Raw genomic sequence first — 21,296 nt, forward strand, 5'->3', positions numbered from 1 at the left:
ACTAACTGTTTGATTTTAAACAGTTTTCGATGTTGAAACCGGCAAAAATTTAGCCAGTTTTTGCCAGTTTTGCGGCCGATTTGCCAGCATTTTTGCCAGCATTTCCGGCGAACTTCTTCACGGCCCGATTCCCTGCCTCGGCGTCAGCCGACGGCATCCAGCGGCCATACACGCGGGCGATCATCGTCCAGTCAGCGTGCCCCATCTGCTTTGCCACCCACATCGGATGCTCGCCAGCCGACAGCATCATCGAGGCGTACGTGTGCCTGGTCTGGTACGGATTCCGGTACCGGACGCCGGCGCGCTTCAGTGCTGACCGCCAGATGCGCCAGATCTGGTGCGACCCCGAAAACCGCTCCCCCGCGTTCGTCTTGAAAACTGGGCCGTCCAACTCAGCCAGGAAGGTGAGTGGCTTCTGCGCCTCCAGCGCGGCGGCGGCCGGCGCCAGAAGGCGGATGTCCCGGCGGCCGGCGTTCGTTTTGGGAAACTCGACCACGCCCTTGGCTTCGCGGGTCAGCGCGCGACGGACGCGCACGTAGCCGTCCACGAAGTCGATGTCGGACCAGTTCAGCGCGATCAGCTCGGACGTGCGCATGCCGGTCCACAGGGCGAACCGGATCATGTTGGAGTCACCCGTACGCAGTTTTTCCAGCACGGCTGACTGCTCGGCGGGCGACAGCGGGTCGATCTCGTCGGTGTCCTCGCCATCTGGCGCCGGGCGCTCGGCGCGGGCGTAGGTGTAGCCGGCGAGGGGGTTTGCGTCGATGATCTCGTCGGCTGCGGCATCGCCCAGGGCGGAGCGCATGCAGCTCTGGATGTTCGATAGCCGCTTATTCGAGACCTTCTTTTCCTTGGCGTCGTCGATGACGGCCAGCCAGTCGCGGATCGCCGCGCGCTTCAGCTCGGAGAGCGGCAGCTTGCCGAACTTGGGGATGACCCACCGGTTCACGATCAGCTCGTAGCCGGTGTGGGTGGAGGCCTTCAGCTCGACCTTCTTCCGTTTCAGCCAGGTGTCGAAATAGGACTCGACCGTGAGGGCGTCGCCGGGACGCTCGGCCAGTTCCGCGGCGTGCTTGGACTGGGGAAAGGTCTCGGCGTAGTTGAACTCGCCTTTCTCGATCGCATGCATGATCGCGGCGCGGAACTGCTCTAGCTTTCGAGTATTGGCAGGCGAGGGCTTCGTCCTGATACGCTCGCGGCACCGCTTCCCCTTGTAAGGGAAGGTGATTTCATAGCTGGAGTCTGAAACGATAGCGACTCCTGTCCCTTTTCGACCCATTTTTCGTATCCGTCGAGGTCAATCAGAATCTTCTTGGAGCCCGGGGCATAGCGCCAGACGCCGCCCTCGGGCCAGATGCCCTTGCACTTGCGAGTGTAGACGGCAGCTGCCGTGAGGCCGGTGAGCTCGCAGAACTTGGCGATTGTTACAAAGCGTACCATGGTGGCCTCATCTGTCCGGGCACGCGGCGGAGCGCAGGGATTCAAGGAACGGCGCCGCCTTGGCCGCGCGCCGGGCGACCTCCGCCTTGATAGCGGTGTCCAGGCCGGCAGGGTCGTCTGCCATGTCCTTGTGCCGCTCGCACAACTCCGCGCGGTGGTCCGTCACCGGATTCCAGTTCCGAGCCAGATAGACGATCAGGGCGCCGGGGCGGGCATCCTCCCGCGGGCAGAGTCGGCATTTGTTCTGGTAGCTCCGTTCGCCCACCGGCCGCGAGTTGCGGATCTGCGGATACTTCCCGCGCTCGGCGGCCACCTGGTCGTCTGTCAGCGCCTCGGCGGCCAGCTGGAGGGCGAGCAGGGTGGGGAACCGCTGATCGGGCAGGGCGTCGAGCCAGTACGACTCGACGAAGGGTTTGCCAAACGACTCGCGGCGCGCGTCCAGGTGGACGCCAAAGCCATCCTGATCGGCATAGCGGTAGAACGCCAGGCCGTTGGCGCCGTGGCCATGGACGGTCGAGTAGAGGGTGAGGTTGTCGGGGATGTTCATGCTACGATCCTCCGAAAACTCAGGAGACCTGTATGGCCATGTTGAGCGACTGGGCAAAGCCTGTGATCGATGAAGTTACCAATCAAGACGTGGAATTGGTACTGACCGGGGCCGATGGAAACGTGCTCCAGTGCTCCTGGCGTGCGCCCGTCGAAGGTCGCCCAAACCGAAGGGCGACGCCCATCGCCATTCAGGTCACGCGCGACGTTGTGGGCGCGGTGCAGGCTGCTGAAGGAGCGGAGCTTAGTCGCCTTCGCAATGGTTTGAGGCGCTTGCTCAATGCGCGGTTGGTGGATTACAGCCCCGACAGCGGACCTGAGCCGTTTCTCGTGATCGCAGACGACCACGTTCTTGATAGGTAGGGCATAGGCAGTATCCAACATCACGCCGCTCCTCGCTGTTGCATATGTACGCTCGGATACTCGTTCTCGTACTTCGCACGCTCTTCCGGCGTCCAGTGATGGGCGGCTCCGTATGAGCGAGCCTCGGAGACGGGCACCCATTCATAGAGTTGACGGCCACCGGTGCAGTCGAAGCCGATGCGCCGGCCGTGCGTGTCCGTCGCGTACTTGAACACACGAATGTGCTCGACGCCACGAATCAGCTTCCGATCGCCGACCCGGGGCTTGGGACGTCGCGCGCTTCCGATAGTGATGTGAATGCGCATGGTGGCCTCAGAAATTCGCACTGGCGAAGAGATAGGGCAAAACCGTATCCGGCATTGCCACTTGCTTAGCGGTGGCGACTGCGAACGGCTCCTTGGTTCCGTCCTCATTGGTAAAGGTGCAAAGCGCCAGCCTGTCCGCTGAGAGCATGCACGGCACATCCGCCGGCTTACCTTTCGGCGTCGTGCAGCCGATCTCGCTCGGATCCATGGGGCCAAAGCACTCCAGGTACTCGGCCAGCACCTTCGCGGGATCTGTTTCGCGGGTCAGCCAGTAGTCGTCATCGTTCGAGAACAGCCAGATGTTTGCAGGGGCATCTTGGATTTCGTCTTCCTTGACCGCAAAGGATCCGCCTTTCAGTCGATCCACGGCAAAAGCGAACGCTGGCTTGGAGACGCCTCGGATAGCGATCTTGCACAGATCACCCTTGGTTCCCAGTAGCAATGCCGGGTGCTCGCCGCAAGCGTCCTCGATGATGTCCTTGGTCAGTCGGACGATTTGACCGATTGCGTATGCCATCTAGCTTCCCCTTTTCTCGAACAGCACGTTCCGCTGGCTGCCGGTGTTCTTGATCGACATAGAGGTGATCAGGTAGTAGTTGCGGCGCATGTTGTAGATCAGCTCTTCCTTGTCGGTGCCCGGGTGAAGCACCTCCTTCACGGTCTCGCTGTACGGCTTATCTCCGATGGTGAAGCGCAACTTGTCGCCTACGGTGACTTGCCCTGGCGCTGTGATTGGCTGCCAGCCTGGAGCGATACCTGCTCGCGCAGTGACCAGCGCGCACGCGGCATCGATAGCGGCGCGCGGATCGTCCTCAAACACCTCCGCCACCGTGCGTTCGTATGGCTTGCCCATGTGGTGCTCGATCACTCGCCAGCCGACGTCACCGTCGCCAAAGGCGCTGCCGTGGTCAAAGCAGCGCAGATTCCACGATTCACGCTGCAAGGCGTCGAGGCGCAACGAGTCTTCCAATGCGCTCCCAGGCTGGCGAGGGTCGGAGAGGATGGCGTGGGCTAGCTTCCATCCAGTGAAACGATCCTGATCTCGTTGGTATCGATACATACCGGGATGGCGACCGAGATCCGGCCTGCTGTACCCCGCGTCAACCATTGCAGCCTCAAACGCTTCGCACTCGCGCATAACTTCAGATACCGTCGGCTCATCCGTCAGCCGATCCCCGGCTAGGAGCGAGGAGGCGGAAGCTTGATCGATGGCGCGGAGGAGAGCAGTGCGGTACTGCCCCATGGATTGAAACGTGATCGCCAGGCCGTCATTTGCGACCCAGTCACGAATGGCAGCGAGGGTCATCGGAACAGCCTCCCGTGGATGGCGTCCAGCTTCTCCACTTCGTCGGCGGTCAGGTCGACGATGCGCGTGTGCTTGAGCTTTTCTTTGAGGTCACGGACAAACTTAGCGTCGTCCATGCGGAGGTCGCGGTTGTCGACTCGCCTGGTGAGGCGATCAATCATCGTCGCGGTGCTGACGATTCCCATCGGGAGATCTCCTTCTGTAATCCGTTGCATCCAACGGAGGGTTTGGTGGGTGCCCCAAGCCATGGCGGCAATGAGCGCAGCGAGCAGGGCGATTGCGAACGCAAGCTGAGTCATGCCTGCCACCGGTCCGTCTTGCGATAGGCCTTGGTAAGGGCGAAATCCACGGCGTGGCCGCGGCCCCGAATTACCTTTGCCAGGCGAGCCCGATCCGTGTGGCTGGCCGTTGCTTGGCGGGTGAGCCCCAAGTAGCTGTTGGCTGCGGCGAAAACATCGGGGGCCGGCATCTGTGCCAGGCGCTGCGCTGCTACGCTCACCGATCTGCCACGGGTATGGCGCGCCCATGGGCGTACGACCTGCCCAACGAAGTCGATGCCGCGTGCGGCCGTTTGCAGGATCGTCTTCGTTGGGTTCAGGCGTGCGTGAAGTTGACGCGGCAAGAAGTCATCGATGCGCGACAGTGCGGCATTCAGCCACTGTGGCGACTGGTGCAGGATCAGGAAATCATCGACATAGCGGATGTAGTGCCGCGCGCCGATCTGGTGCTTCACGAACTGATCCAGCTCATTGAGGTACACATTCGCGAAGAACTGGCTGCTGAGGTTGCCGATTGGCAGCCCCAGGTGTGCTGGCTGCTCCATGAGTCGCTTGTGCGGCGGCACGAGCCCCATCATCGCGCGATCGCCGAGGTAGGCGAAATCAGCCCGTGGGTCATGCATCAGCACGAGCTCGGTCAGCCATTGCCAGAACGGCTCAGTGATCTTCACTCGCAGCAGCTGCAGCAGGATGCTCTTGTCTATGCTGACGAAGAAGTTGGCTAGATCGCACTTCAGGTAGAACGCAGGCCGCGACCAGTTCTGCGTGATGCTTCGCACCTTCACTTCCAGGCGACGAGCGGCGTACAGGGTGCCGCGTCCCTTGATGCAGGCGCAGGAGTCGGCGATGAAGGAGCGCTCGAAGCGCGGGCCGATCTTGCGGTACAGAAGGTGGTGAACGATGCGATCGCGGAACTCTGCCGCCCATACTTCACGGGGCTTCGGCCGCGTGATGACGAAGCACTTCGATCGTCCAGGCGTATAAACGCCCTCGGTCAGCTCGTCGTGCAGGCGGCGTAGGTTTCGTTCCAGATTGACCTCGAACGCCAGCGCGCTCACGCTGTTTCGCTTCGTGCGGCGGCAGTCGATGTAGGCTTCCAGCAGTTCGTAAAACGAGAAGGGGGCGCTTTCGTTCCAATCTGCGGACGGCGCGAGCGCGAAGCTCGTTGTTCTGGTGGTTGTTGTTCTGGTTGCCGTTGTTGAAGTTCTGATACCAGGCCCAGCCGTATCCATCATGCTATCCACGTCGCCCGACCGATTACTCAGCTGGGAAACTGCGCCGGACGCTACCCGGAAACTACCGGAGGTATCCGTGATGCGCCTGTCGGTGGCCTCGTGAGCCAGCGGCATGACCAGATTGAAAGATCGCTCAGTCATGGCGGCCTTGACCTCCGTGAAGCGGGCGATTTGCGAACTTTTTCCAGCCGTTGGCCTGCTTGCCAATCCCGGTTGTGAGCTCAATAGCCTTGGCGTACGCTGGCCGTGAGATCAGTCGCTTGTCCATGCTGAGGCGCAGGAGCAGCTCGATAACCTGGAGGCGCTCCAGCAACTCGGTCAGGTGCGGCGACTTGTCGGCGGCCACGTTGGCGCGGAACACGAGCACCATGATCTCAATGCACTCGGCGTTGATCTTTTCGCCGATGCTGCGCTTGAAATCGCGGGCCATGTTCTTGACCAAGTCGGTGACAACGTCCAGAAGACCGTATGCCGCCTTGTAGATCGGAAGTTGGGTGTGCAGAGCCACGGTGGTTCAAATGGTTAAATTACTGAAGGAATGAATCTGCGGACGGCGCGAGCGCGAAGCTCGGTGCTCTGGGGGTAGTAGTACTGGTCGCCGCAGTCGAAGGTCTGAAACCAGGCCCAGCCGTCGTTCTCATCGTGCTTCTCGCCGGACCAATACCAAGCCGATTCGAACTCGCCCTTAAGGTTGGCGAACAGGAGGGACTGCTCGCGACGCGTGGGCAGTGAAGCGTCACGGTCACCGGCCCAGATGCAGGCATCTTTCCAGGTGATGCTCTCGACCTCACCGGGGAGCAGAATCAGGTGGTAGTCCGGATTTCCGTCCTCGCCCAGCACCAGGCCTGCGTAGCGTTCGCCAGGTGCGAGCAGAATCTTTACGCCCGTGACGGTGTACTCCGTCGACAGCGGCTGCTTGCGGAAGTCCTCGATCATTGTGGCCACGAGGGAATGTGCGGCCTCGATCTGTTCAAGCGTGATCATGTGGTGCGCTCCAGAGGAATGGATGAAGGGTTAAATGGGCAATCTGCGGACGGCGCGAGCGCGAAGCTCGTAGTCCTGGCGGTAGTAGCGCTGGGTGCCGTAGTAGAAGGTCTGAGACCAGGCCCAGCCGTCGTTGTTGTGGTGGACTTCGTTGCTCCAGTACCAATCTTTCTGAAACTGGTCGCGGAAGTTGGCCCACAACATGGCTTGCTCGACGCGGTTCGGAAGATCGCCGCCAATCGACTTGGCCCATTCCATCTGGGCTTGCCACGTGGCGTCGCCGTTATCGCCAGGGAGCAGGATCACGTGGTGGAAGTCGCCGTTCTTGTCACCGATGGCGCCGACGTAGGTTTCGCCTTCGGCCAACGGCGGGATTTGCAGTTGTTGCATGCGGAGTCCTATTGAGTTGCGTGGGTACTGCGTTGGGTCGGGTACTTGCGGCGGGGAGGTTTCGGAGGCTTCCCACGGTGTTTAGTGACTTGGGGCTGTCGATGCCGCTTTCCCCGGTTGATCAGGCCGCCATTTCGAGCGGGAAGAGCGTTGGAGCGTCGTCGGGCTCGCCAATGAAGTGGCCATTGATGTCCGACATTGCATAGATGCCGTCGGAGCGCATCCACTGGATGCGGGTTTCACCATTCGGTCCGGCGCCTCGGAACAGGCGAATCGGCGAAGCGAGGATCACTGCGCGGTCGCCGTCATAGCTGGAGTCGGCCACGGTGAGCGGAACGGCCAGCTTGATGTAGGCAAGTTCAAGCTCGTCCATCTTGGCCACGTCGCCGCGTCTTGCTGCCTTGGCTGCCTGCCGCTTGAGTTCGTCGATAGTCATGTCAGGGTCCTCGTTACACGCGAAGGGAGGTGAGAATGCCGCGCCAGCTGCCGTCCTGCAGGAGGTAGACGGAGAAGTCCTGCTTCTCCTTGCTGGCCCACGAAAGGGCGACGTCGTCGGTTTTCACCTGGCCGAGTAGGCGGAGGAGATTCGGGCCGTCGAATGAGTTCTCTAGGTGCGCTTCGTCGCTACGCGCCTTGACCGGAATTTCGGCGTCGACGGCCTGCATGCCGTCGGTGATCGTGATTGCGCAGTCAGCGCCGTCTTGCTCGAAGCGGATCACGCCCTTCTGATCGAAGACGCGATGCAGAGGGCAGATCTGCAGCAGCTCGTCGCGCGAGAACGTGACGAACTGGTCGGCCTTGGGAATCATCCGGCGCCAATCGAAGTACTTGGCGCCCTGGTGTCCGCACTCGATGCGGATCCCGTCACGGCTCCCGACAATGTGCTTCTCGTAGATCTCAAACCGGGTCGCGCCAACCTTCGAGAGCAGATCCGCGCCATCGGCCGCTAGGCAAACGCCGAACGGCGAGATGGTCTGGCCGAACTCTGCCGGCGCAACCAGCAATGAATTCGCGGCCAGCATGTAGCTGTCGCAGCCGACCATATGCACCGCCGCACCGTCGCACTCGATCCATAGGTTTCGCAGGATGGGCTTGTCATGGCGGAACATCCCGGCCACGGCGAACGACACCGTTGGGATCATGTCCGTAAGGCCCGGTGCATCCAGCACAGCAACGGGATCACCTTCAATCCTCGCCTCGGGGAAATCGCGCCCAGGCAGGGACGGAATGGTCAAGCGGCACGAGCCAGCGCGCGCAATCACCTTCGCGTCCTTCGCCGTGAAACTCACATCCTCGGCGGTCATCCCAACCAGCGCGGAAAGCTTGTCGGCGGGCAGGCAAATGTCGATGCAGTCCCCGAAGATCTCAGCAGGAACCGTCGCGCGGACGGTCATGTGGGTGTTCGAGCCCGTGAATGTCACGGCCTGAACTTCCTCCGTGGCCTGCAGCCTGATATGGGTCAGGATATTCAGCGGCGATTTGGACGGTGCCGCCTGGCTGGCGGCCTTGAAGGCCTCGCTCAGGTGCTTTCTCGTAATGGTGAGCATCAGCGACTCGGTATTCGTTGGTTTGGTCTTGGTCTTAGCCATGGCAGATCTCAGTGGAGGCGGACGTATTCGAGGTCGCCGTTCGGCAGCAGTCGGCCGCTCAGCTTCCAGCCCTTGGCGCGCATCTCGCGCACGTGGTCGTGCATGAAAACCTCGGTGTTCATGACTGCCTCCAGATAGGGGTGGCGGTGGGCGCTTCCGGGTTGAAAGCGGCGTAGAGGCCGGAGAGGGCGATTACGCCGATGGCGGTACCGACCCAGAAGGCGATCGCGCGGAGGAGCTTCATGCGGCGGGTCCGGTTGCACGCGACGCCATCACAGCCAGCTTTTGTTGATGCAGCCAGAAATCGCGCTCGCCGCGCAGCATCTGGCCGACCGGCGTGTCGGCGCCGAAGCCCTTGATCGTGGCGCGCAGGTTGTCCAGCCGATCCGCCACTGAGATGTCGGCGGTGCCGTTCCCGTTGAGGATCGAGCGGCCTTCCTTAATGCCCATCAGGTACTCGGCGGTTACGGTGGTCATGCGTAGGCCCTCCCGTACTCGCGCTGTCGCTGCTGGTGCTCCTTCAGCGCGGCCTTGTAGCTGGCTTTGGCTTCCTTCTTCGTCTTGCGCCATTCACCCTCTACGTCGCGGCGATCTCGCCAGCCGTCGCCGACAGTGCGGTACATGCGGTATTGGTAGCCAAAGCGATCGCCGCCGGTCCATTGCTTCGGGAAGCAGTCGTAGCGTGTACGGGTCTCGAACTTCGGCACGCGGCTACCAATCAGGAACTCGGCGAAGCTGTCACCAGCGCAGCCATCAGCGTTCAGGTATTCCTCGTAGCGTGATGGCTTTCGCGGCTCGGGCAGCGACGTGAAGGCCAACAGGCGCCCAGCTTCCGTTGTGTAGAAGACGACGTCGTCTTCGGGCAAGAACGTGGGGCGGTGGCCGCGAATCATCAGGCCAGCCGATTCCAGTTTCTCCAGATCCGCCATGTCATGGTGACCGCGGCCAGCCACGAAGTGGTTGCGCCTCGATTCGCGCTGCCATTCGCTGATGCCGAGCGTGTGCTGCAACAGGCCGATCTGATATGCGGTGGGGGCGGGACGCGCCATGCAGGCGCCCGAGCACTCGCCGGCCGGGTAGTCGCAGCCGCCGGAGGCATGTTTGCAGATGGCGCTCATGCTGCGCACCCCTTGCACTTGGAAATGACGGCGGCGCGCTCGGCGGTGCGGGCGGGGATCTGGCCCTTGATCTCGGAGCGCGCATTGCGCTCGGCCCAGACCTGGCGCTGCAGCGTGGACATCAGTCCGGCGGCATTGCTGATGATGGTGTGGGCCATCTGCAGCTCGAGCAGCAGCTCGGCGTAGGCGTTGGCCAGATCGGCCTGGTGGTGGGCGGCTTGGGCGGGCGTCATGCTGCCTCCTTGACCGCTGCATAGGCTTCAGCGCGCGCCAGATCTTTCGGCGCCATGTACATGCGCAGACGGAGGCGGCCCTTCTTGAAGTGAAGCGTCGCGGTGTGAGTGGTGTCGTCGCGCTCGCTGAGCACGAAGCCAGCCTTCAGCAGTGCCCTATACAGGCGCACGCCACCATCAAAGATGGAAGCCATGACGTGGAGCGTCAGCTTCTCGCGGAAGGCATGACTGAGTGAGTCGGCGTGGATGTCGTAGCCGGCGGCCTTGATTGCGGCGTGCTCAGCCTCGAGGAGGAGTAGCGCCGGGCTCATGGCCTTCAGTTCAGCCTGGCGGGCGCGCAGCTTGTATTCCGCGTGGGCGGCGCCCTGCTGTGCGAGCGGCATCGCCAAGATCTGTTCGTAGGTGGGGTGCTTGGCCATGGCTTCAGCCCTCACCGCCAACGCGAAGGGATTGAACGCCGACGACCGACACAATGATCGTCACCAGCGTCCAGACCATGATTCCGATAGGTACGAGCAGTTCCATCCCTCTATCTCCCAGTGAGCGCCGTGGCGCGTCGATGGAGGGAAGTCTACAAACACATTTGTAGAAACGCAAGAAGTTGCTACAAAATAAATTGTAGTGTTACAGAAGCCGCTCCTTCCGCGCGAGGCTGGAGGCCAGGTCGCTCGCGTGTTCTATTGCCAGAAGAGGGGAGGACGCGTATGCCCCAGACAGATGCGCGGTGTAGGTTCCGTCCGCGCGCCGACGAATGACGATCATGTCCGCGTCACCCCCTGGAGGAACGGGTGGGCGCAGACCCGAGAGCCTACTTTTCCTGTAGGCCCCCAAGTTCACTACTTTTGCCATTGCTGTGACCCCATTGCCACCGAATGCAATCGTCCGGCGGTCTCACGAGACACACACATAGCGGGTAGGTGAAGTGGAGATAACCCCGCAAAAGCGGGATGCAACAGCTTCTGCACGCCAGCAGGCAGAGGGGTTTGCAGTAGCTGTAAAGCAAAAGGCCGCCATTTGAGGCGGCCTTGCGTTGGGAATGGCGCCGGTTAGGGCCCCGGCGCAATAAAGCGGATATAGCGAATGGGAACGTAGCCCAGAACTTTTGATCCGCCTGGGGCGAGGACTTTAGTCACCCACTCAACGCTGTTGATGCTGCGCATATAGACGGGGGTCGCTGGGGCGGTCAGGAAGCGTTTGCCGGGCTCCAGGGTGTCGCATGCGTGCTCTGCCTTCCGCTCGCGGAGCCATTCGCCATGAGCAACTTGATCACCAATGGAGATCCCATGAGAGATGAAGTTGGCGACCGCGGATTCCACGCCAGATCGGCAAATCATTACGGAGAAATCGGACGTCTGGAAGTAGAGCGTGGCATCCGAGCGGGCCTGGGGCGGCTCCTGGGCTCGTGCAGGGCCTTGAGAAAGTACGATACCAACCGCGAGGGCGAGCGATGCGCGAAGCATGGTTCGGATCTTTGGCATGGTTATCGGTGGGCCCTTTGTTTTGGCGACTCAGCCACCGGGTCGGGTTGTCCGCCCTCAATGACAACGCCGCGGAGGGATTCTGAAGGCTGGCCGCCTGCATCTGAAGAATCCAGTTCCTGGAGGAAGGCCAGCGCCTTGGTGAGATTCGGTCCATTCAGCTTGGACAAGATCGCCTCAGCGTGCCGCCGCTGCATTTCCTGCAGCTCAGCCCCCCGTTCAACTTGCTTCACCTGAACAAACACTGTCTCGCCATCCGAGCTGGTAAGGACGGCATCAACCCCTGCCACAGGCGGGGTTCCGGTCTCATAGGACAGCCACTGCGGATCGATCTGCAGGACCTCTGCGATTCGCGGGGTGTACTTGCTCGATTTCGCGTTCTTGTTGGGGTCAAGAAGGTGCTGGATGTTCTGCGGCTTGCAGCCCATACCCACCCGCCGGGCCAGCTGGCTCTGGTCAGTGTGGGGGCTCATGCCCCGCACGGACATGGCCAATGCGAGGCGTTCTGCATATGTAGACATACAAAGCATTTTGTTGTGTCGTCTTGCAAATTGGCTTGTAGCGTGCTACAAATGTATTTGTAGACACGACAGGGCAATCGAATGCAAGACAGTCCGTGGCAAAAGGCCGTTCGCCTAGCGCACTCCCAAGAAAAACTTGGCGCGCTCCTCGGCGTAACCCAACAGACGGTCTCGTATTACCTAGAAAAGGGCGGCCCGATCCCGACGAAGTACTGGCGCGCCCTGGAAACCAATCTCGGCCTCCCTCGTCGCGAGCAGCGTCCTGACGATTGGCACGAGCATTGGCCGGAGCTTGAGGGCGCTGTTGCCGGGCAGTGACCTTCGTCAGTTGCCGGTCTGGCCGTCTTCCAGTGCTTGTGCGATGCGTTCCAGTCGCGCAAGTAGCTCGCGCGTTGCGCGAATGCAGTCCTGTAGTTGAAGGCGTTGGTCGACTGGCTGGCGTCGGCCCCGTTGGGGTTTGCCTTTTCCAGTCGCGAGCCATTGGGCAGATACGCCAAGGGCGCGCGCAATGGCCTCTGTGTGGCGGCTCCCCGTCGCGTTGCGGTTCGGGTCAGCCAGGTACTGGACGGATTGGTACTGAACGCCGATGAGCAAAGCCAGTGCGCGACGAGAGGTCGGCGGCTCTGTCTGTTGCATGGCCCATCGGAGGCGTTCGGCGTACGTGTACATGCGGTTGAGTGTGTCATTGCCTCTATGCAGATGTGTCTGTGTTTTGCCGGTAGAAGCTTCTGCCGGTTTGGGCGACAAGAGCCCGTTTCGTAAATCCGCGGCCCTGCCGCTGCAATACCCAGAAGGAAAGACCATGTCCCGGCGATCCGAGTACCGCAACGAAGTTAAGACGCGCCTCAGCGACGACGACTACGCCGCGCTCCAGGCATTCAAGGCGATGAGTGGGTTTGACTCCGACTCCGCCGCCCTGCAGCGCGCTGTACGACTCGCCTTGCGTGGTGCTGTCGGAACTTTGCCTGTGTCGCTCGTTGGCGTCAGTGCCGATATGGCCCAACTTGGGACGCAGGTGCAGGCATGAGCGGCGAGCGCAATACCCCTGATTTGGAACAGAAGATCCTCAGCGTTGCGCTTTCTACGGAAGAAGCGGCCGACATGGTTCTGCGTGCGGGCAAAGAGGGCACGCCCGTGGCGGATTACCTCGGAATTCAAGTCCGGCGCGGGGCTTACGGCCACGTTTACGCCGCCCAGATGTCCGCAAAGATGCGGCCCAACTTGGGACAGGCAGGGACAAGCAGGGACGCATCGGAGGGCAATTCGTGATCCACGAACTGATGACGCGCGCTGACGTGCGCGACCAGGGCGCCGAGGCCTTCCGCAAAGGGAAGGAGGAATCGGACAACCCGCATTTCCCCCAGACCGACTCTCACCTTGAGTGGACGTCCGGCTTCATGACCGAGAAACACAAGGGCGCCGTGCGCCAGGCGTAGGGGAGAGGGCATGCACACGCAAGTCGCGGACAGCAGCATCCGGACCTACCGGGACATCAAGAAGGACGGCACGGTCGGCAAGAGACAGCGCCAGATCATGCTGGTGATCGAGCCGCACCCGGCAGACTACTCGCTGCAGGAGCTGTGCGAATTGACCGGTCTGCCCGTCAACATCGTTAGCGGTCGCGTCAACGAGTTGCGGGAGGAGCTCGGCGAGCTGGAGCGCGCGCCGTCCCGTGCCTGCCGGATCACCGGCCGCACCATCAAGCCGGTCCGCCGCCCGCATCCGCAGGGGGCGCTGTTCTGATGCAGGTCGTCATCGTTGCGAATGGCAAGGCCATCCGCGTCAATCCGCTGCTGCACCCGGACCTCCTGTGTCACGGCCAGCAGTGCTATCTCCGCTTCCCCGGCATTTGCCGCAACGACCCCGACACCGTCGTGCCGGCCCACTCCAACCAGCTGAAGCACGGCAAGGGGAGGGGCATCAAGGCTGACGACCGGATGACGGTACCGGCCTGCTTCTGGTGCCACTACGAGCTCGACCAGGGCAATCGCTTCACGAAAGGCCAGAAGATCGCCCGCTGGGACGTCGGCTATAACCGCTGGGGCCCGTACCGTGAACGGCTGTACGGCGTGCCGGCGGCGCGCATCGAGGAGGCTGCATGAGCATCCCATACCCGTATGCCTGCCTGAAATGCCGTGGCCCCGTCCAGGTCTTCGGCTCTCGTTGGTGCAAGGACTGTTACTACCCGGGCATCGACGAAACATACCAGCGCTACCGCGACATGATCGAGGAAGGCTATACCCGCTACCAAGCCAAGGTTCAGTCTGGCTGGGGCGATCCCGACGAGGCGCGCGAATGAGCAAATCGAAGATCACCAAACCGATGCGCCGCGCACTCGAAGTGCAGGCGGAAAAGGCCAGCAGCGGCGAATTTCGCAGCTTCCGCACGCCCACGCTCATTGCATGCATCAAGGCAGGGCTGATGCGCTGGGGCGCCAATGGTGGGCTGGAGATCACGGACGCCGGCTATACGGCGATCGGGCGATCCAACCAGCGCACCGAGTATCCGTGTGGCTACATGCAAGGGCGAGGGGCCGCATGAGCAAGGCGAAAGACAAGGCCGACGTCTGGATGCCGCTGTTCATCGGCGACTACCTGGCGGACACCGGGCGCCTGACGACGGAGCAGCATGGGGCATACCTGCTGCTGCTCATGGACTACTGGCGCAATGGGCCGCCGCCCAATGACGACGCTACCCTGGCCCAGATCGCGCGTCTGGCACCTGCCGCTTGGAAGAAGTGTCGTCCGGCTGTGCTGCGGTTCTTTACCGAGGTCGACGGGCTCCTGCACCAAAAGCGCATCGACCATGAGCTTGAGGAATGCCAGAAGCGTAAGAACGTGGCAGTGGCAAAGGCCACCGTAGCAGCACAAAAGAGATGGGGTAAGCAGTCTTCAGGCAATGCTCCAAGCATTGCCACAAGCATGCCCGGAGCATTGCCTGAAGCAGTACCCGAAGCATTGCATGAAGCAATGCTTGAGCAATGCCCTTCACCATCACCATCACCTACTACTTCAGAGGTTAGTGGTGTGGTGAACCCCGGTGGTATCGCGCAAGGCGGGGACCACGCCACATCGCATCTGCAGAACAAGCAGACCGGCGAGGAAAACGCGAGGCCGGTGCAGATCCGCATCCTGCTGCGCCAGCACGGCATGCCGGTGACCAGCAATTCCGCTGAGGTCCTGGACATGGTCCGCCTGTCTGTGACGGATCTGGAGATCACGGAAACCGTGGACGTGTTCCGGCAGAAGAAGCCGGGCGACTCGCCTAACGCCAAGTACATCCTGTCGATGATCGTCACGGCGCGAGAGAAGGCCGCCAAGGCTCTTACCGGCGATGTGCCTACGTCGAGCGCGGGCGGCTCCACTGCCGAGCCGGACCAGTGGTGGATGGGCGGCGCGTCCGTCTGGGAGACCGAGGGTGCTCGGCTTGGGGTGAAGCGCCAGGCGGCCAAGGGGGAGCAGCTGCACGACTACATGCCTCGCGTGATTAAGGCGGCCGGTGAGGGGCCTTGGCGCGAATGGTATTTCAACCGACTGATGAAGGAGCGGAGTTCGCGATATGCGGGGGACTATGAGTACGTGTATGGCTTCCCGCCCATCGGTGACGCCGCCTAAGGGAGATCCCATATGAAAGCAATGCGCTACTGGCTGAAGGCCATTCTGATCGATGCAGCGGTATTCGGAACGCTCTGGTACCACATGGATACCGGCTCGGAAGGCGCTGCCCGGGCGTTCCAGGTGTTCGCTTGGTTCTTCACGCTGCTGCTTCTGTTCTTCGGGCTCTTCGGCGACAAGTCGCAGCTGTCGGGGATCCAGAGGCCGAAAGGCATGAAGACCTACCACTACATCACTGAGATTTTGCTCGTCTGGCTAACAGCATGGGCTGGGATGTGGGTACTGGCCGCATTTCGATTGCTGGCGACGCTACTCGCTGAGGCAGCGCGCGACCGCGAGCCCAAGGTGAAGGAGCCGGCGTGACAGCCCGTCGGCCGGCAGCACCGCGGCGCCCTCGAATCGGCATCAGCCTAGGCGAAGAGATCTTCGCCAACCAGGTGAAGTCGTCGGGTTTGACGGGGCAGGAGCGGGAATACAGGTTTGACCCCATCCGGATGTGGCGATTCGACTTCGCATGGCCGGCCCGGCGCCTGGCGGTGGAAGTGGAGGGCGGTACCTGGACTGGTGGTCGGCACACGCGGGGCTCCGGCTACCAGGCCGATCTGGAGAAGTACAACGCAGCCGCAGCTCAGGGCTGGACAGTACTCCGGTTCACGACAGACCAGGTGAAGAGAGGTGCGGCGATTGCCGCGGTGAAGGCAGCGATTCAGATCAGGGAGGGGCGGTAATGGGCTGGAGCCTTGGCTTTGATAGCAACTGGGACCGGGACATCGGCTACGGCGTGCCGGCGTTCTGCGATCACCCGGATTGCAACGAAAGGATCGATCGCGGGCTGGCGCATGTCTGTGGCGGCGATCCGTACGGCGGGGAGCACGGCTGCGGTCTCTACTTCTGTGGCTCGCACCTCTTCATGGCAAATCGCGGCCCCCAGCGCTGCGAGAAATGCGTGGATGGCCATCAAACGACGTTCCTCGCCAAGCCGGATCACCCGGACTGGATCGAATGGAAGTTGACGCATGAAAGCTGGGCCCACTGGCGTGCCGAGAACCCGGACGAGGTGGCCAAGCTGCAAGCGGCCTCGACGGAGGCTGCCAGATGAAGCCATGCGCTTGGAACTTCTTCTTGATGGCGATTGCGGTGGCTATGGGCATGGCTACCCGATACATCAACGCTCACCCGGCTGTGATTCTGTCGGTCGGCGCCTTCCTGTGTGTGCTGCTGGCCCTGCTGGCCGACGTGGAGTGATTCATGAGCACTGCTGACGTGTGCGAGTTGTATGCGTGCCTGATGATGGCTGCGATGGTGGTTCCGTTTGTATGGGGGATGGTGAGATGAACCGCCCTTGGACTGACGCAGATGTGGCGCAGCTTGCTGCTTTGATGAAAACGGGAACGTCTTGGCGCGCCATCGGAGCGCACCTGCACAGAACCAAGGATGCCGCCCAGATGAAGGCGGCGGAGCTGAAGTTGGGCCCTAAGCCATACACGGGCAATAAGTCGCCCGTCTGGTCTCTGATTGTCAAGATCGGGCAGGACAAGCAACCTCGGTCGGTTCATGAGCTCGTAAAGATGACCCGCGCCACCCGGGTTTGCATCGACCGGCTGATGAAGGAGCGGCACGAAGCTGGGCTGGCCCATGTAGGCGACTGGCTCAGGAGCCGCAGGGGGCCCCCGAAGCCGCTGTGGGTGCCCTTCCCTGGGAAGGATGCGCCAAAGCCCTATGTGGCGACTCCTTCGGAGCGCGCGTGCGCCCGTATGCGTCGGATGAAAGAGGAGGACCCGCTGCGCTACAAGGCGATCATCGCGCGCTGCTCGCTCCGCCGTCGCCTGAAGAAGGGGCTTGGCGCAAAGCAGCATGCGGTAGTGCAGGCGCTCTTTGGCATGGGGGTATCGGTATGACGGAGAAGCGGAAGGGCGGCCCGTTGTCCAACCTGGCGGCAATGCTCGGCGACAACCCCGAGTTTCGACGGATGGTAGCAGTGCGTACTGGGCGCCCCTGTGAGACGGCGGACGATGCCCGGGCCTGCATCCTTGAGCGCTGCGGCATCACCTCCCGGGCCGACATTGATCACGTGCCCGAGGCGGAGGCGGAGTTTCACGCGGCATTCCGTCTGCCGTGGATGCGATGGCAGCGGGAGGCGCGGCGGTGATCCATCCCAGCTACATGTACCGCCTGACACCGGAGGAGATCGCGATGCGACACCAGGAGGAGGCGAGGCGGGCGGACAAGGCGTGTGGGGATTGCGCGAACCGATCGCCGTTTAAAGACGCCGATGGGGAGGGGGAGCGAGTCTGCAAGTTCAAGCGCCGTCAGTACGGCAGACGGTGTGAGTTGTTTCAGCGGGGAAATTGATGACGATTGAGGCGAGATTGGAGAACTGGGGCAGGGTGGTGAGAGACCCGCGATGGCAGCCCAAGCACTGCGCATCTTGGGCGAAGCTGGCGACGGCTCTCAGCCGACAGGACGACATGGGGGCGCCGCAACAGATTGTGCCGAAAGACGTGTCGGATGGATGGCTGCTCGAGCAAGCGTGGCAGGCGATTCACGACCCGCTGGCCAAGCGCCTCCTGCAGTACCACTACGTGCATGGGATGTCGGCCGAGTTGGTGTGCCGGATTCTGGTGCGGAAGTACGGCCAGTCACCCAACACGCTCACGCACTGGAAGGTTCGCCACGCCAAGGCCCTGTCGGTGATGTCCCGGGTTCTGGAGGGCATCCATGCGCGCGAGCAGATTTCGGCACGGGCTGACAGGCTGATCGCCGAGGCGGCAGAAATGGGGCTGACGGTATGACGGAGGCCGAAGCGCTGAACAAGTTGCGCCCGGTGCGGCTGTACCACTGGCGTGCCGTGGTGAGGGCCCGGAGGCACGCTGCGGCCTGCCGAAAGGAGCGCAAGCATGGGGCAGCGAAGCAATACGAGGAACGCGCAGTCAACCACATGAAGCACGTCCAGGCGCTGGACGCATTCTTTCCCGCCGGCGACACGGCAGACAAAGACCTCCGCCTCGCGCGGGCCGAACAGGAGCAAGCAGCATGACCGACACCAACACGCGCGCGGCGCTGACGGCTGAACAGGTACGCACAGAGCAGCAGCGCTATAACGAGACATTCGTTGGGGAATGTCACGAGATGGCCGTCTGGCATGGCATGCGACGTGCATGGATGGTTCGCGCTGAACTGGCGAAGCTTCCAGCGGGGGATGGGCTGACGGATGAGCAGATTGACGCCATCCTTGAACATGCTGAATCGTCGCTTGGAATGGGGCGTACTGGCTGGGGTTACATCGATGCAAGGAACATTGCCCGTGCCATCCTCGCCGCCCCTCGCCAGCCTGGGGAAATGGGTGCGGGGGTGCCGGAAGGGTTCGTAGTCGCCCCACACTATCGCGGGTATGCGCATCTTGGTATTGGCGGCTATTTGCTGAACCACTCGAAGGCCGGCGATCCTGTGGAACTTGTTATCAGCGTGGCGACGGAAGAAGAGAAAGCCGGGCGCGTGGTCGGTGATGAACGCGAGAATCCTGAAGGCACCGTCATTCAACCGGAAGCAATGGCAGTGCGCCTGCGTTTCGAGAACGTCGCCGGCCTTGATGCATTGGAGCAGCAATTGCGAAACCTGCGCGGCGTGCATTTCGCCGCATCGGCGCAGCAGGTTTCGGAGCCGCGCTGTGATGTGTGCGGGGCCAAGACCACTGACCCATGGTTAGACCATCGTGGCTGTCAGCAACTCGCATCGGCGCTGGGGCGCGGGGTGAATCCGTCGTGCAGCGTGTTTGATGACATGCTGCGCTCACTGGAGCACGTTGAAGCGGTGTACCGTTTGAATGTTGTGAAGGACAAGGAGCCAAGCAGCACGCTCGATAACCTGCAACGTGTAATTGCGCGGGCGAAGGTCGCATCGGCGCAGCATGATGAGCCGGAATGCATGCGAAGCCATCCACACGAGAACATGATCCCAACCTGCGAGGCTAAGACTGTTGAGGCGCGCGCAGTGAACCGGGCGGCGCAGCAGGATGAGCGCGAGGCGTTGATTGACGTGCTGCGGAACGAGCAAAACAACCTTGCAGCATCGCGCCAGCAGTGCAGCAAGTACGATGTCGCACGCTGGGATTCTTTGCAGCGGGTTATTGACTATCTGGCAACCGCCCAGCAGGTACAGGCCGATGCGGGGGCGTTGACAGACGAGCGGATTTTCGAGGTGGCAGCACAGCACGGGTGGACCCGCAAAGGCGATCACGGGCAATGGATCGTCTGCCATACCAATGCGACGGCGAATCTACTCAGTCTCGTGCGCGCACTCGCCCACCCATCCCCTGCGGCAGAGAGCGACAAGAGAGATGCGAAGCGACTTGATACCCTACTAAATGAATCGTGGGATCTCCGCTGCTTCTCCATCGGTGAGGAAGACATCGGCTGGCGCGTTATCGGGTTCGACATAAACGATAACGAATGGACGGTAGCTGAGGTGTTCCGCGATGATCCGCGTGCAGCCATCGACGCCGCCATGTCCCGCGAGCAGTCGGGAGGGGGTGAGTGATGCGCGATAAGTCGATTCTCGATCCCTGCTGCGGTTCCCGGATGATGTGGTTCGACCGTTGCCACCCCGAAGTGGTGTTTGGCGACCAGCGCGCCGAGACGGTCACCGTAACAGACCGCTCGCACGGCAACGAATCCGGCACACGGACGCTGTGCATCGAGCCGGACGAGTTGATGGACTTCCGCGACCTGCCATACCCCGATGGCTCTTTCAAGCTGGTGGCATTCGATCCGCCGCACCTGGTGCGCGCTGGCCCGAAAAGCTGGCTGGCAGCCAAGTACGGAAAACTAGGGCCGGATTGGCGAGAAGATCTGCGCAAAGGCTTCGCGGAATGCCTGCGCGTGCTGGAGGTCGGCGGAACACTGGTGTTCAAGTGGAACGAAACGCAGGTGAAGGTAAGCGAAGTGCTTGCGCTGGCGCCGCAGGAACCGCTATTTGGCCACGTGTCCGGCCGCAAGGGTCTGACGCACTGGCTCGTGTTCATGAAGCGCGCCCGCGCCACAGAGGGAGAAACAGAATGAGCAAGAAGCTGAAGCCGTGCCCATTTTGCGGCGGCAAGCCCAGCATTGCCCCGCTGATTGAGCAAGTCGAACACGATAGCTGGGCGGCGAGCATCAATTGCAACTCCTGCGACGTTTCATTAACGCCGCAATACACGTCTACGTCAGAAGATGAGGCGGTGTCTGCCGCCATCGAACAGTGGAACCGCCGCGAACTGGAGAGCGCCAGCCAGCCAGGGGGCGGCTGGCAGCCGATTGAGACGGCGCAGAAGGATCGGGTAGTCCAGTTGTGGGTGCCAGGCTTCGGCACGTGGGTGGACGGCCCGTGGCGCGGGGCGTGGAGTTACGTAGCTGACCAATGGACCCTGCAGAGCCCATTCACCGCGGCAGACCGGCGAGCCATCACCGTTTCGGAGGTCCCGCTCCCGACACACTGGATGCCTCTGCAGGACGAGCCACGAGGGGCAACGGATGCGACTATGAAGCTCAACGGGGAGCAGAAGGTATGAGCGATGAGATGAAGCCGTGTCCGTTCTGTGGATCAGATGTTTGCACGGTGCAGCAATCCTTCCAGTGCGAGTACGTGCAGTGCGACCGCTGCGAAGCAATGGGGCCGGCTGGTAAGACGACCGATGACGCTATAGCCGAATGGAATCGGCGCTCAGGAGATCCGAAATGAACGAAGCACAAGAGCAACTCGGCCAGCTGGTCGACCGCCTAGACGCCATCGGCCACGCCCTGCAGATCCCGATGCCGGCCCAGATGCATGTCGATAACCTGAAATTCGTGCTGCCGGACCTCGTTGTCGAACTAAAGGACGTGTTCGTCAGGGTGACTGGCCAGAGCCCATGGGACTGAGG

Annotated in this window: 41 protein-coding genes; 22 read left to right on the forward strand and 19 right to left on the reverse strand. The window is 61.8% G+C overall.

Annotated elements, in window-relative coordinates:
* Nucleotides 1-49: 49 nt before the first annotated feature.
* Entirely contained in the window at nucleotides 50-1,279 is a 1,230-nt protein-coding gene (locus tag CYJ10_RS29165) for an Arm DNA-binding domain-containing protein (protein ID WP_101684924.1), read from the reverse strand.
* 168 nt (nucleotides 1,280-1,447) lie between these two features.
* A complete protein-coding gene (locus CYJ10_RS29170) occupies nucleotides 1,448-1,987 on the reverse strand; it encodes a hypothetical protein (RefSeq protein WP_101684925.1) in 540 nt (179 codons plus the stop codon).
* Between the two features lie 32 nt (nucleotides 1,988-2,019).
* On the opposite strand from CYJ10_RS29170, the gene CYJ10_RS29175 reads away from it, so the two are divergent.
* Nucleotides 2,020-2,349 (forward strand): hypothetical protein, encoded by a 330-nt coding sequence (locus CYJ10_RS29175; RefSeq protein ID WP_101684926.1) that lies wholly within the window; start codon nucleotides 2,020-2,022, stop codon nucleotides 2,347-2,349.
* A 20-nt stretch (nucleotides 2,350-2,369) separates the two neighbouring features.
* Here the strand turns inward: CYJ10_RS29175 and CYJ10_RS29180 are convergent, their stop codons facing one another.
* The 17 genes from CYJ10_RS29180 to CYJ10_RS29255 all read right to left on the reverse strand — a co-directional run bounded on the left by CYJ10_RS29180 (nucleotide 2,370) and on the right by CYJ10_RS29255 (nucleotide 11,738).
* A complete protein-coding gene (locus tag CYJ10_RS29180; protein WP_101684927.1) occupies nucleotides 2,370-2,654 on the reverse strand; it encodes a hypothetical protein in 285 nt (94 codons plus the stop codon).
* Nucleotides 2,655-2,661: 7 nt separating this feature from the next.
* Complete coding sequence (locus CYJ10_RS29185; RefSeq protein WP_101684928.1) at nucleotides 2,662-3,171, reverse strand: hypothetical protein; 510 nt, start codon at nucleotides 3,169-3,171, stop codon at nucleotides 2,662-2,664.
* On the reverse strand, nucleotides 3,172-3,960 hold the full coding sequence (locus CYJ10_RS29190) for a hypothetical protein (protein ID WP_101684929.1): 789 nt from the start codon (nucleotides 3,958-3,960) through the stop codon (nucleotides 3,172-3,174).
* On the reverse strand, nucleotides 3,957-4,259 hold the full coding sequence (locus CYJ10_RS29195; protein WP_101684930.1) for a hypothetical protein: 303 nt from the start codon (nucleotides 4,257-4,259) through the stop codon (nucleotides 3,957-3,959). Before CYJ10_RS29195 ends, CYJ10_RS29190 begins: the two co-directional genes overlap by 4 nt.
* A complete protein-coding gene (locus tag CYJ10_RS29200; RefSeq protein ID WP_101684931.1) occupies nucleotides 4,256-5,614 on the reverse strand; it encodes an RNA-directed DNA polymerase in 1,359 nt (452 codons plus the stop codon). Before CYJ10_RS29200 ends, CYJ10_RS29195 begins: the two co-directional genes overlap by 4 nt.
* Nucleotides 5,607-5,981: a four helix bundle protein gene (locus tag CYJ10_RS29205; protein WP_101684932.1), complete on the reverse strand. Its 375-nt coding sequence runs from the start codon at nucleotides 5,979-5,981 to the stop codon at nucleotides 5,607-5,609. Before CYJ10_RS29205 ends, CYJ10_RS29200 begins: the two co-directional genes overlap by 8 nt.
* 14 nt (nucleotides 5,982-5,995) lie before the next feature.
* Nucleotides 5,996-6,457 (reverse strand): DUF1566 domain-containing protein, encoded by a 462-nt coding sequence (locus CYJ10_RS29210; RefSeq protein ID WP_101684933.1) that lies wholly within the window; start codon nucleotides 6,455-6,457, stop codon nucleotides 5,996-5,998.
* Nucleotides 6,458-6,487: 30 nt separating this feature from the next.
* Entirely contained in the window at nucleotides 6,488-6,847 is a 360-nt protein-coding gene (locus tag CYJ10_RS29215; protein WP_101684934.1) for a DUF1566 domain-containing protein, read from the reverse strand.
* Between the two features lie 121 nt (nucleotides 6,848-6,968).
* Complete coding sequence (locus CYJ10_RS29220) at nucleotides 6,969-7,283, reverse strand: hypothetical protein (protein WP_101684935.1); 315 nt, start codon at nucleotides 7,281-7,283, stop codon at nucleotides 6,969-6,971.
* A gap of 13 nt (nucleotides 7,284-7,296) precedes the next feature.
* The gene (locus CYJ10_RS29225) at nucleotides 7,297-8,436 is read right to left on the reverse strand and encodes a hypothetical protein (RefSeq protein WP_101684936.1); all 1,140 of its coding nucleotides are present in this window, start codon (nucleotides 8,434-8,436) and stop codon (nucleotides 7,297-7,299) included.
* A gap of 118 nt (nucleotides 8,437-8,554) precedes the next feature.
* Nucleotides 8,555-8,680, reverse strand: coding sequence for a hypothetical protein (locus CYJ10_RS35000; protein WP_257993590.1), 126 nt, complete (start codon nucleotides 8,678-8,680; stop codon nucleotides 8,555-8,557).
* Nucleotides 8,677-8,913, reverse strand: coding sequence for a hypothetical protein (locus tag CYJ10_RS29230; protein ID WP_101684937.1), 237 nt, complete (start codon nucleotides 8,911-8,913; stop codon nucleotides 8,677-8,679). The genes CYJ10_RS35000 and CYJ10_RS29230 overlap by 4 nt, the downstream gene beginning before the upstream one ends.
* Nucleotides 8,910-9,554, reverse strand: coding sequence for a hypothetical protein (locus tag CYJ10_RS29235; protein ID WP_101684938.1), 645 nt, complete (start codon nucleotides 9,552-9,554; stop codon nucleotides 8,910-8,912). Before CYJ10_RS29235 ends, CYJ10_RS29230 begins: the two co-directional genes overlap by 4 nt.
* Nucleotides 9,551-9,787, reverse strand: a complete 237-nt coding sequence (locus CYJ10_RS29240; protein WP_101684939.1) for a hypothetical protein — start codon at nucleotides 9,785-9,787, stop codon at nucleotides 9,551-9,553. The genes CYJ10_RS29235 and CYJ10_RS29240 overlap by 4 nt, the downstream gene beginning before the upstream one ends.
* On the reverse strand, nucleotides 9,784-10,206 hold the full coding sequence (locus tag CYJ10_RS29245) for a hypothetical protein (protein ID WP_101684940.1): 423 nt from the start codon (nucleotides 10,204-10,206) through the stop codon (nucleotides 9,784-9,786). Before CYJ10_RS29245 ends, CYJ10_RS29240 begins: the two co-directional genes overlap by 4 nt.
* Nucleotides 10,207-10,833: 627 nt before the next feature.
* Entirely contained in the window at nucleotides 10,834-11,247 is a 414-nt protein-coding gene (locus CYJ10_RS29250; protein WP_146002141.1) for a hypothetical protein, read from the reverse strand.
* 20 nt (nucleotides 11,248-11,267) lie between these two features.
* Nucleotides 11,268-11,738, reverse strand: a complete 471-nt coding sequence (locus tag CYJ10_RS29255; RefSeq protein WP_146002142.1) for a hypothetical protein — start codon at nucleotides 11,736-11,738, stop codon at nucleotides 11,268-11,270.
* Nucleotides 11,739-11,867: 129 nt separating this feature from the next.
* On the opposite strand from CYJ10_RS29255, the gene CYJ10_RS29260 reads away from it, so the two are divergent.
* The 21 genes from CYJ10_RS29260 (at nucleotide 11,868) to CYJ10_RS29360 (ending at nucleotide 21,294) form a co-directional block, all read left to right on the forward strand.
* The gene (locus CYJ10_RS29260) at nucleotides 11,868-12,104 is read left to right on the forward strand and encodes a transcriptional regulator (RefSeq protein WP_101684943.1); all 237 of its coding nucleotides are present in this window, start codon (nucleotides 11,868-11,870) and stop codon (nucleotides 12,102-12,104) included.
* Between the two features lie 418 nt (nucleotides 12,105-12,522).
* Complete coding sequence (locus CYJ10_RS29270; protein WP_257993591.1) at nucleotides 12,523-12,813, forward strand: hypothetical protein; 291 nt, start codon at nucleotides 12,523-12,525, stop codon at nucleotides 12,811-12,813.
* Nucleotides 12,810-13,055 carry a hypothetical protein gene (locus tag CYJ10_RS29275; RefSeq protein ID WP_101684946.1) on the forward strand — a complete coding sequence of 82 codons (246 nt, stop codon included), beginning with the start codon at nucleotides 12,810-12,812 and terminating at the stop codon, nucleotides 13,053-13,055. The genes CYJ10_RS29270 and CYJ10_RS29275 overlap by 4 nt, the downstream gene beginning before the upstream one ends.
* Nucleotides 13,052-13,222 carry a hypothetical protein gene (locus tag CYJ10_RS34315; RefSeq protein ID WP_180863103.1) on the forward strand — a complete coding sequence of 57 codons (171 nt, stop codon included), beginning with the start codon at nucleotides 13,052-13,054 and terminating at the stop codon, nucleotides 13,220-13,222. Before CYJ10_RS29275 ends, CYJ10_RS34315 begins: the two co-directional genes overlap by 4 nt.
* Before the next feature lie 10 nt (nucleotides 13,223-13,232).
* Entirely contained in the window at nucleotides 13,233-13,529 is a 297-nt protein-coding gene (locus CYJ10_RS29280) for a hypothetical protein (protein ID WP_101684947.1), read from the forward strand.
* Nucleotides 13,529-13,888 (forward strand): nuclease domain-containing protein, encoded by a 360-nt coding sequence (locus tag CYJ10_RS29285; protein WP_101684948.1) that lies wholly within the window; start codon nucleotides 13,529-13,531, stop codon nucleotides 13,886-13,888. Before CYJ10_RS29280 ends, CYJ10_RS29285 begins: the two co-directional genes overlap by 1 nt.
* A complete protein-coding gene (locus CYJ10_RS29290; RefSeq protein ID WP_101684949.1) occupies nucleotides 13,885-14,085 on the forward strand; it encodes a hypothetical protein in 201 nt (66 codons plus the stop codon). The genes CYJ10_RS29285 and CYJ10_RS29290 overlap by 4 nt, the downstream gene beginning before the upstream one ends.
* Entirely contained in the window at nucleotides 14,082-14,327 is a 246-nt protein-coding gene (locus tag CYJ10_RS34320) for a hypothetical protein (RefSeq protein ID WP_180863104.1), read from the forward strand. The genes CYJ10_RS29290 and CYJ10_RS34320 overlap by 4 nt, the downstream gene beginning before the upstream one ends.
* Nucleotides 14,324-15,400, forward strand: a complete 1,077-nt coding sequence (locus tag CYJ10_RS29295; protein WP_180863105.1) for a YdaU family protein — start codon at nucleotides 14,324-14,326, stop codon at nucleotides 15,398-15,400. The genes CYJ10_RS34320 and CYJ10_RS29295 overlap by 4 nt, the downstream gene beginning before the upstream one ends.
* A gap of 12 nt (nucleotides 15,401-15,412) precedes the next feature.
* Complete coding sequence (locus CYJ10_RS29300) at nucleotides 15,413-15,763, forward strand: hypothetical protein (protein ID WP_146002143.1); 351 nt, start codon at nucleotides 15,413-15,415, stop codon at nucleotides 15,761-15,763.
* A complete protein-coding gene (locus CYJ10_RS29305) occupies nucleotides 15,760-16,128 on the forward strand; it encodes a DUF559 domain-containing protein (protein WP_257993592.1) in 369 nt (122 codons plus the stop codon). Before CYJ10_RS29300 ends, CYJ10_RS29305 begins: the two co-directional genes overlap by 4 nt.
* Nucleotides 16,128-16,499: a hypothetical protein gene (locus CYJ10_RS29310; protein WP_101684952.1), complete on the forward strand. Its 372-nt coding sequence runs from the start codon at nucleotides 16,128-16,130 to the stop codon at nucleotides 16,497-16,499. The genes CYJ10_RS29305 and CYJ10_RS29310 overlap by 1 nt, the downstream gene beginning before the upstream one ends.
* On the forward strand, nucleotides 16,496-16,645 hold the full coding sequence (locus tag CYJ10_RS34325; RefSeq protein ID WP_180863106.1) for a hypothetical protein: 150 nt from the start codon (nucleotides 16,496-16,498) through the stop codon (nucleotides 16,643-16,645). The genes CYJ10_RS29310 and CYJ10_RS34325 overlap by 4 nt, the downstream gene beginning before the upstream one ends.
* An 86-nt stretch (nucleotides 16,646-16,731) precedes the next feature.
* On the forward strand, nucleotides 16,732-17,298 hold the full coding sequence (locus CYJ10_RS29315) for a hypothetical protein (protein ID WP_101684953.1): 567 nt from the start codon (nucleotides 16,732-16,734) through the stop codon (nucleotides 17,296-17,298).
* A gap of 453 nt (nucleotides 17,299-17,751) precedes the next feature.
* Entirely contained in the window at nucleotides 17,752-18,192 is a 441-nt protein-coding gene (locus tag CYJ10_RS29330; RefSeq protein WP_101684956.1) for a hypothetical protein, read from the forward strand.
* Nucleotides 18,189-18,437: a hypothetical protein gene (locus CYJ10_RS29335; RefSeq protein ID WP_101684957.1), complete on the forward strand. Its 249-nt coding sequence runs from the start codon at nucleotides 18,189-18,191 to the stop codon at nucleotides 18,435-18,437. Before CYJ10_RS29330 ends, CYJ10_RS29335 begins: the two co-directional genes overlap by 4 nt.
* Entirely contained in the window at nucleotides 18,434-19,936 is a 1,503-nt protein-coding gene (locus CYJ10_RS29340; protein WP_101684958.1) for a hypothetical protein, read from the forward strand. Before CYJ10_RS29335 ends, CYJ10_RS29340 begins: the two co-directional genes overlap by 4 nt.
* A complete protein-coding gene (locus CYJ10_RS29345; RefSeq protein ID WP_101684959.1) occupies nucleotides 19,936-20,457 on the forward strand; it encodes a class I SAM-dependent methyltransferase in 522 nt (173 codons plus the stop codon). Before CYJ10_RS29340 ends, CYJ10_RS29345 begins: the two co-directional genes overlap by 1 nt.
* Nucleotides 20,454-20,945 (forward strand): Lar family restriction alleviation protein, encoded by a 492-nt coding sequence (locus tag CYJ10_RS29350; RefSeq protein WP_101684960.1) that lies wholly within the window; start codon nucleotides 20,454-20,456, stop codon nucleotides 20,943-20,945. Before CYJ10_RS29345 ends, CYJ10_RS29350 begins: the two co-directional genes overlap by 4 nt.
* A gap of 8 nt (nucleotides 20,946-20,953) precedes the next feature.
* Nucleotides 20,954-21,115: a Lar family restriction alleviation protein gene (locus CYJ10_RS35305; protein ID WP_374703324.1), complete on the forward strand. Its 162-nt coding sequence runs from the start codon at nucleotides 20,954-20,956 to the stop codon at nucleotides 21,113-21,115.
* Entirely contained in the window at nucleotides 21,112-21,294 is a 183-nt protein-coding gene (locus CYJ10_RS29360) for a hypothetical protein (RefSeq protein ID WP_101684962.1), read from the forward strand. The genes CYJ10_RS35305 and CYJ10_RS29360 overlap by 4 nt, the downstream gene beginning before the upstream one ends.
* Nucleotides 21,295-21,296 lie beyond the last annotated feature (2 nt).

It is taken from the genome of Cupriavidus pauculus (genome assembly GCF_002858765.1).
GTDB lineage: Bacteria > Pseudomonadota > Gammaproteobacteria > Burkholderiales > Burkholderiaceae > Cupriavidus > Cupriavidus pauculus_B.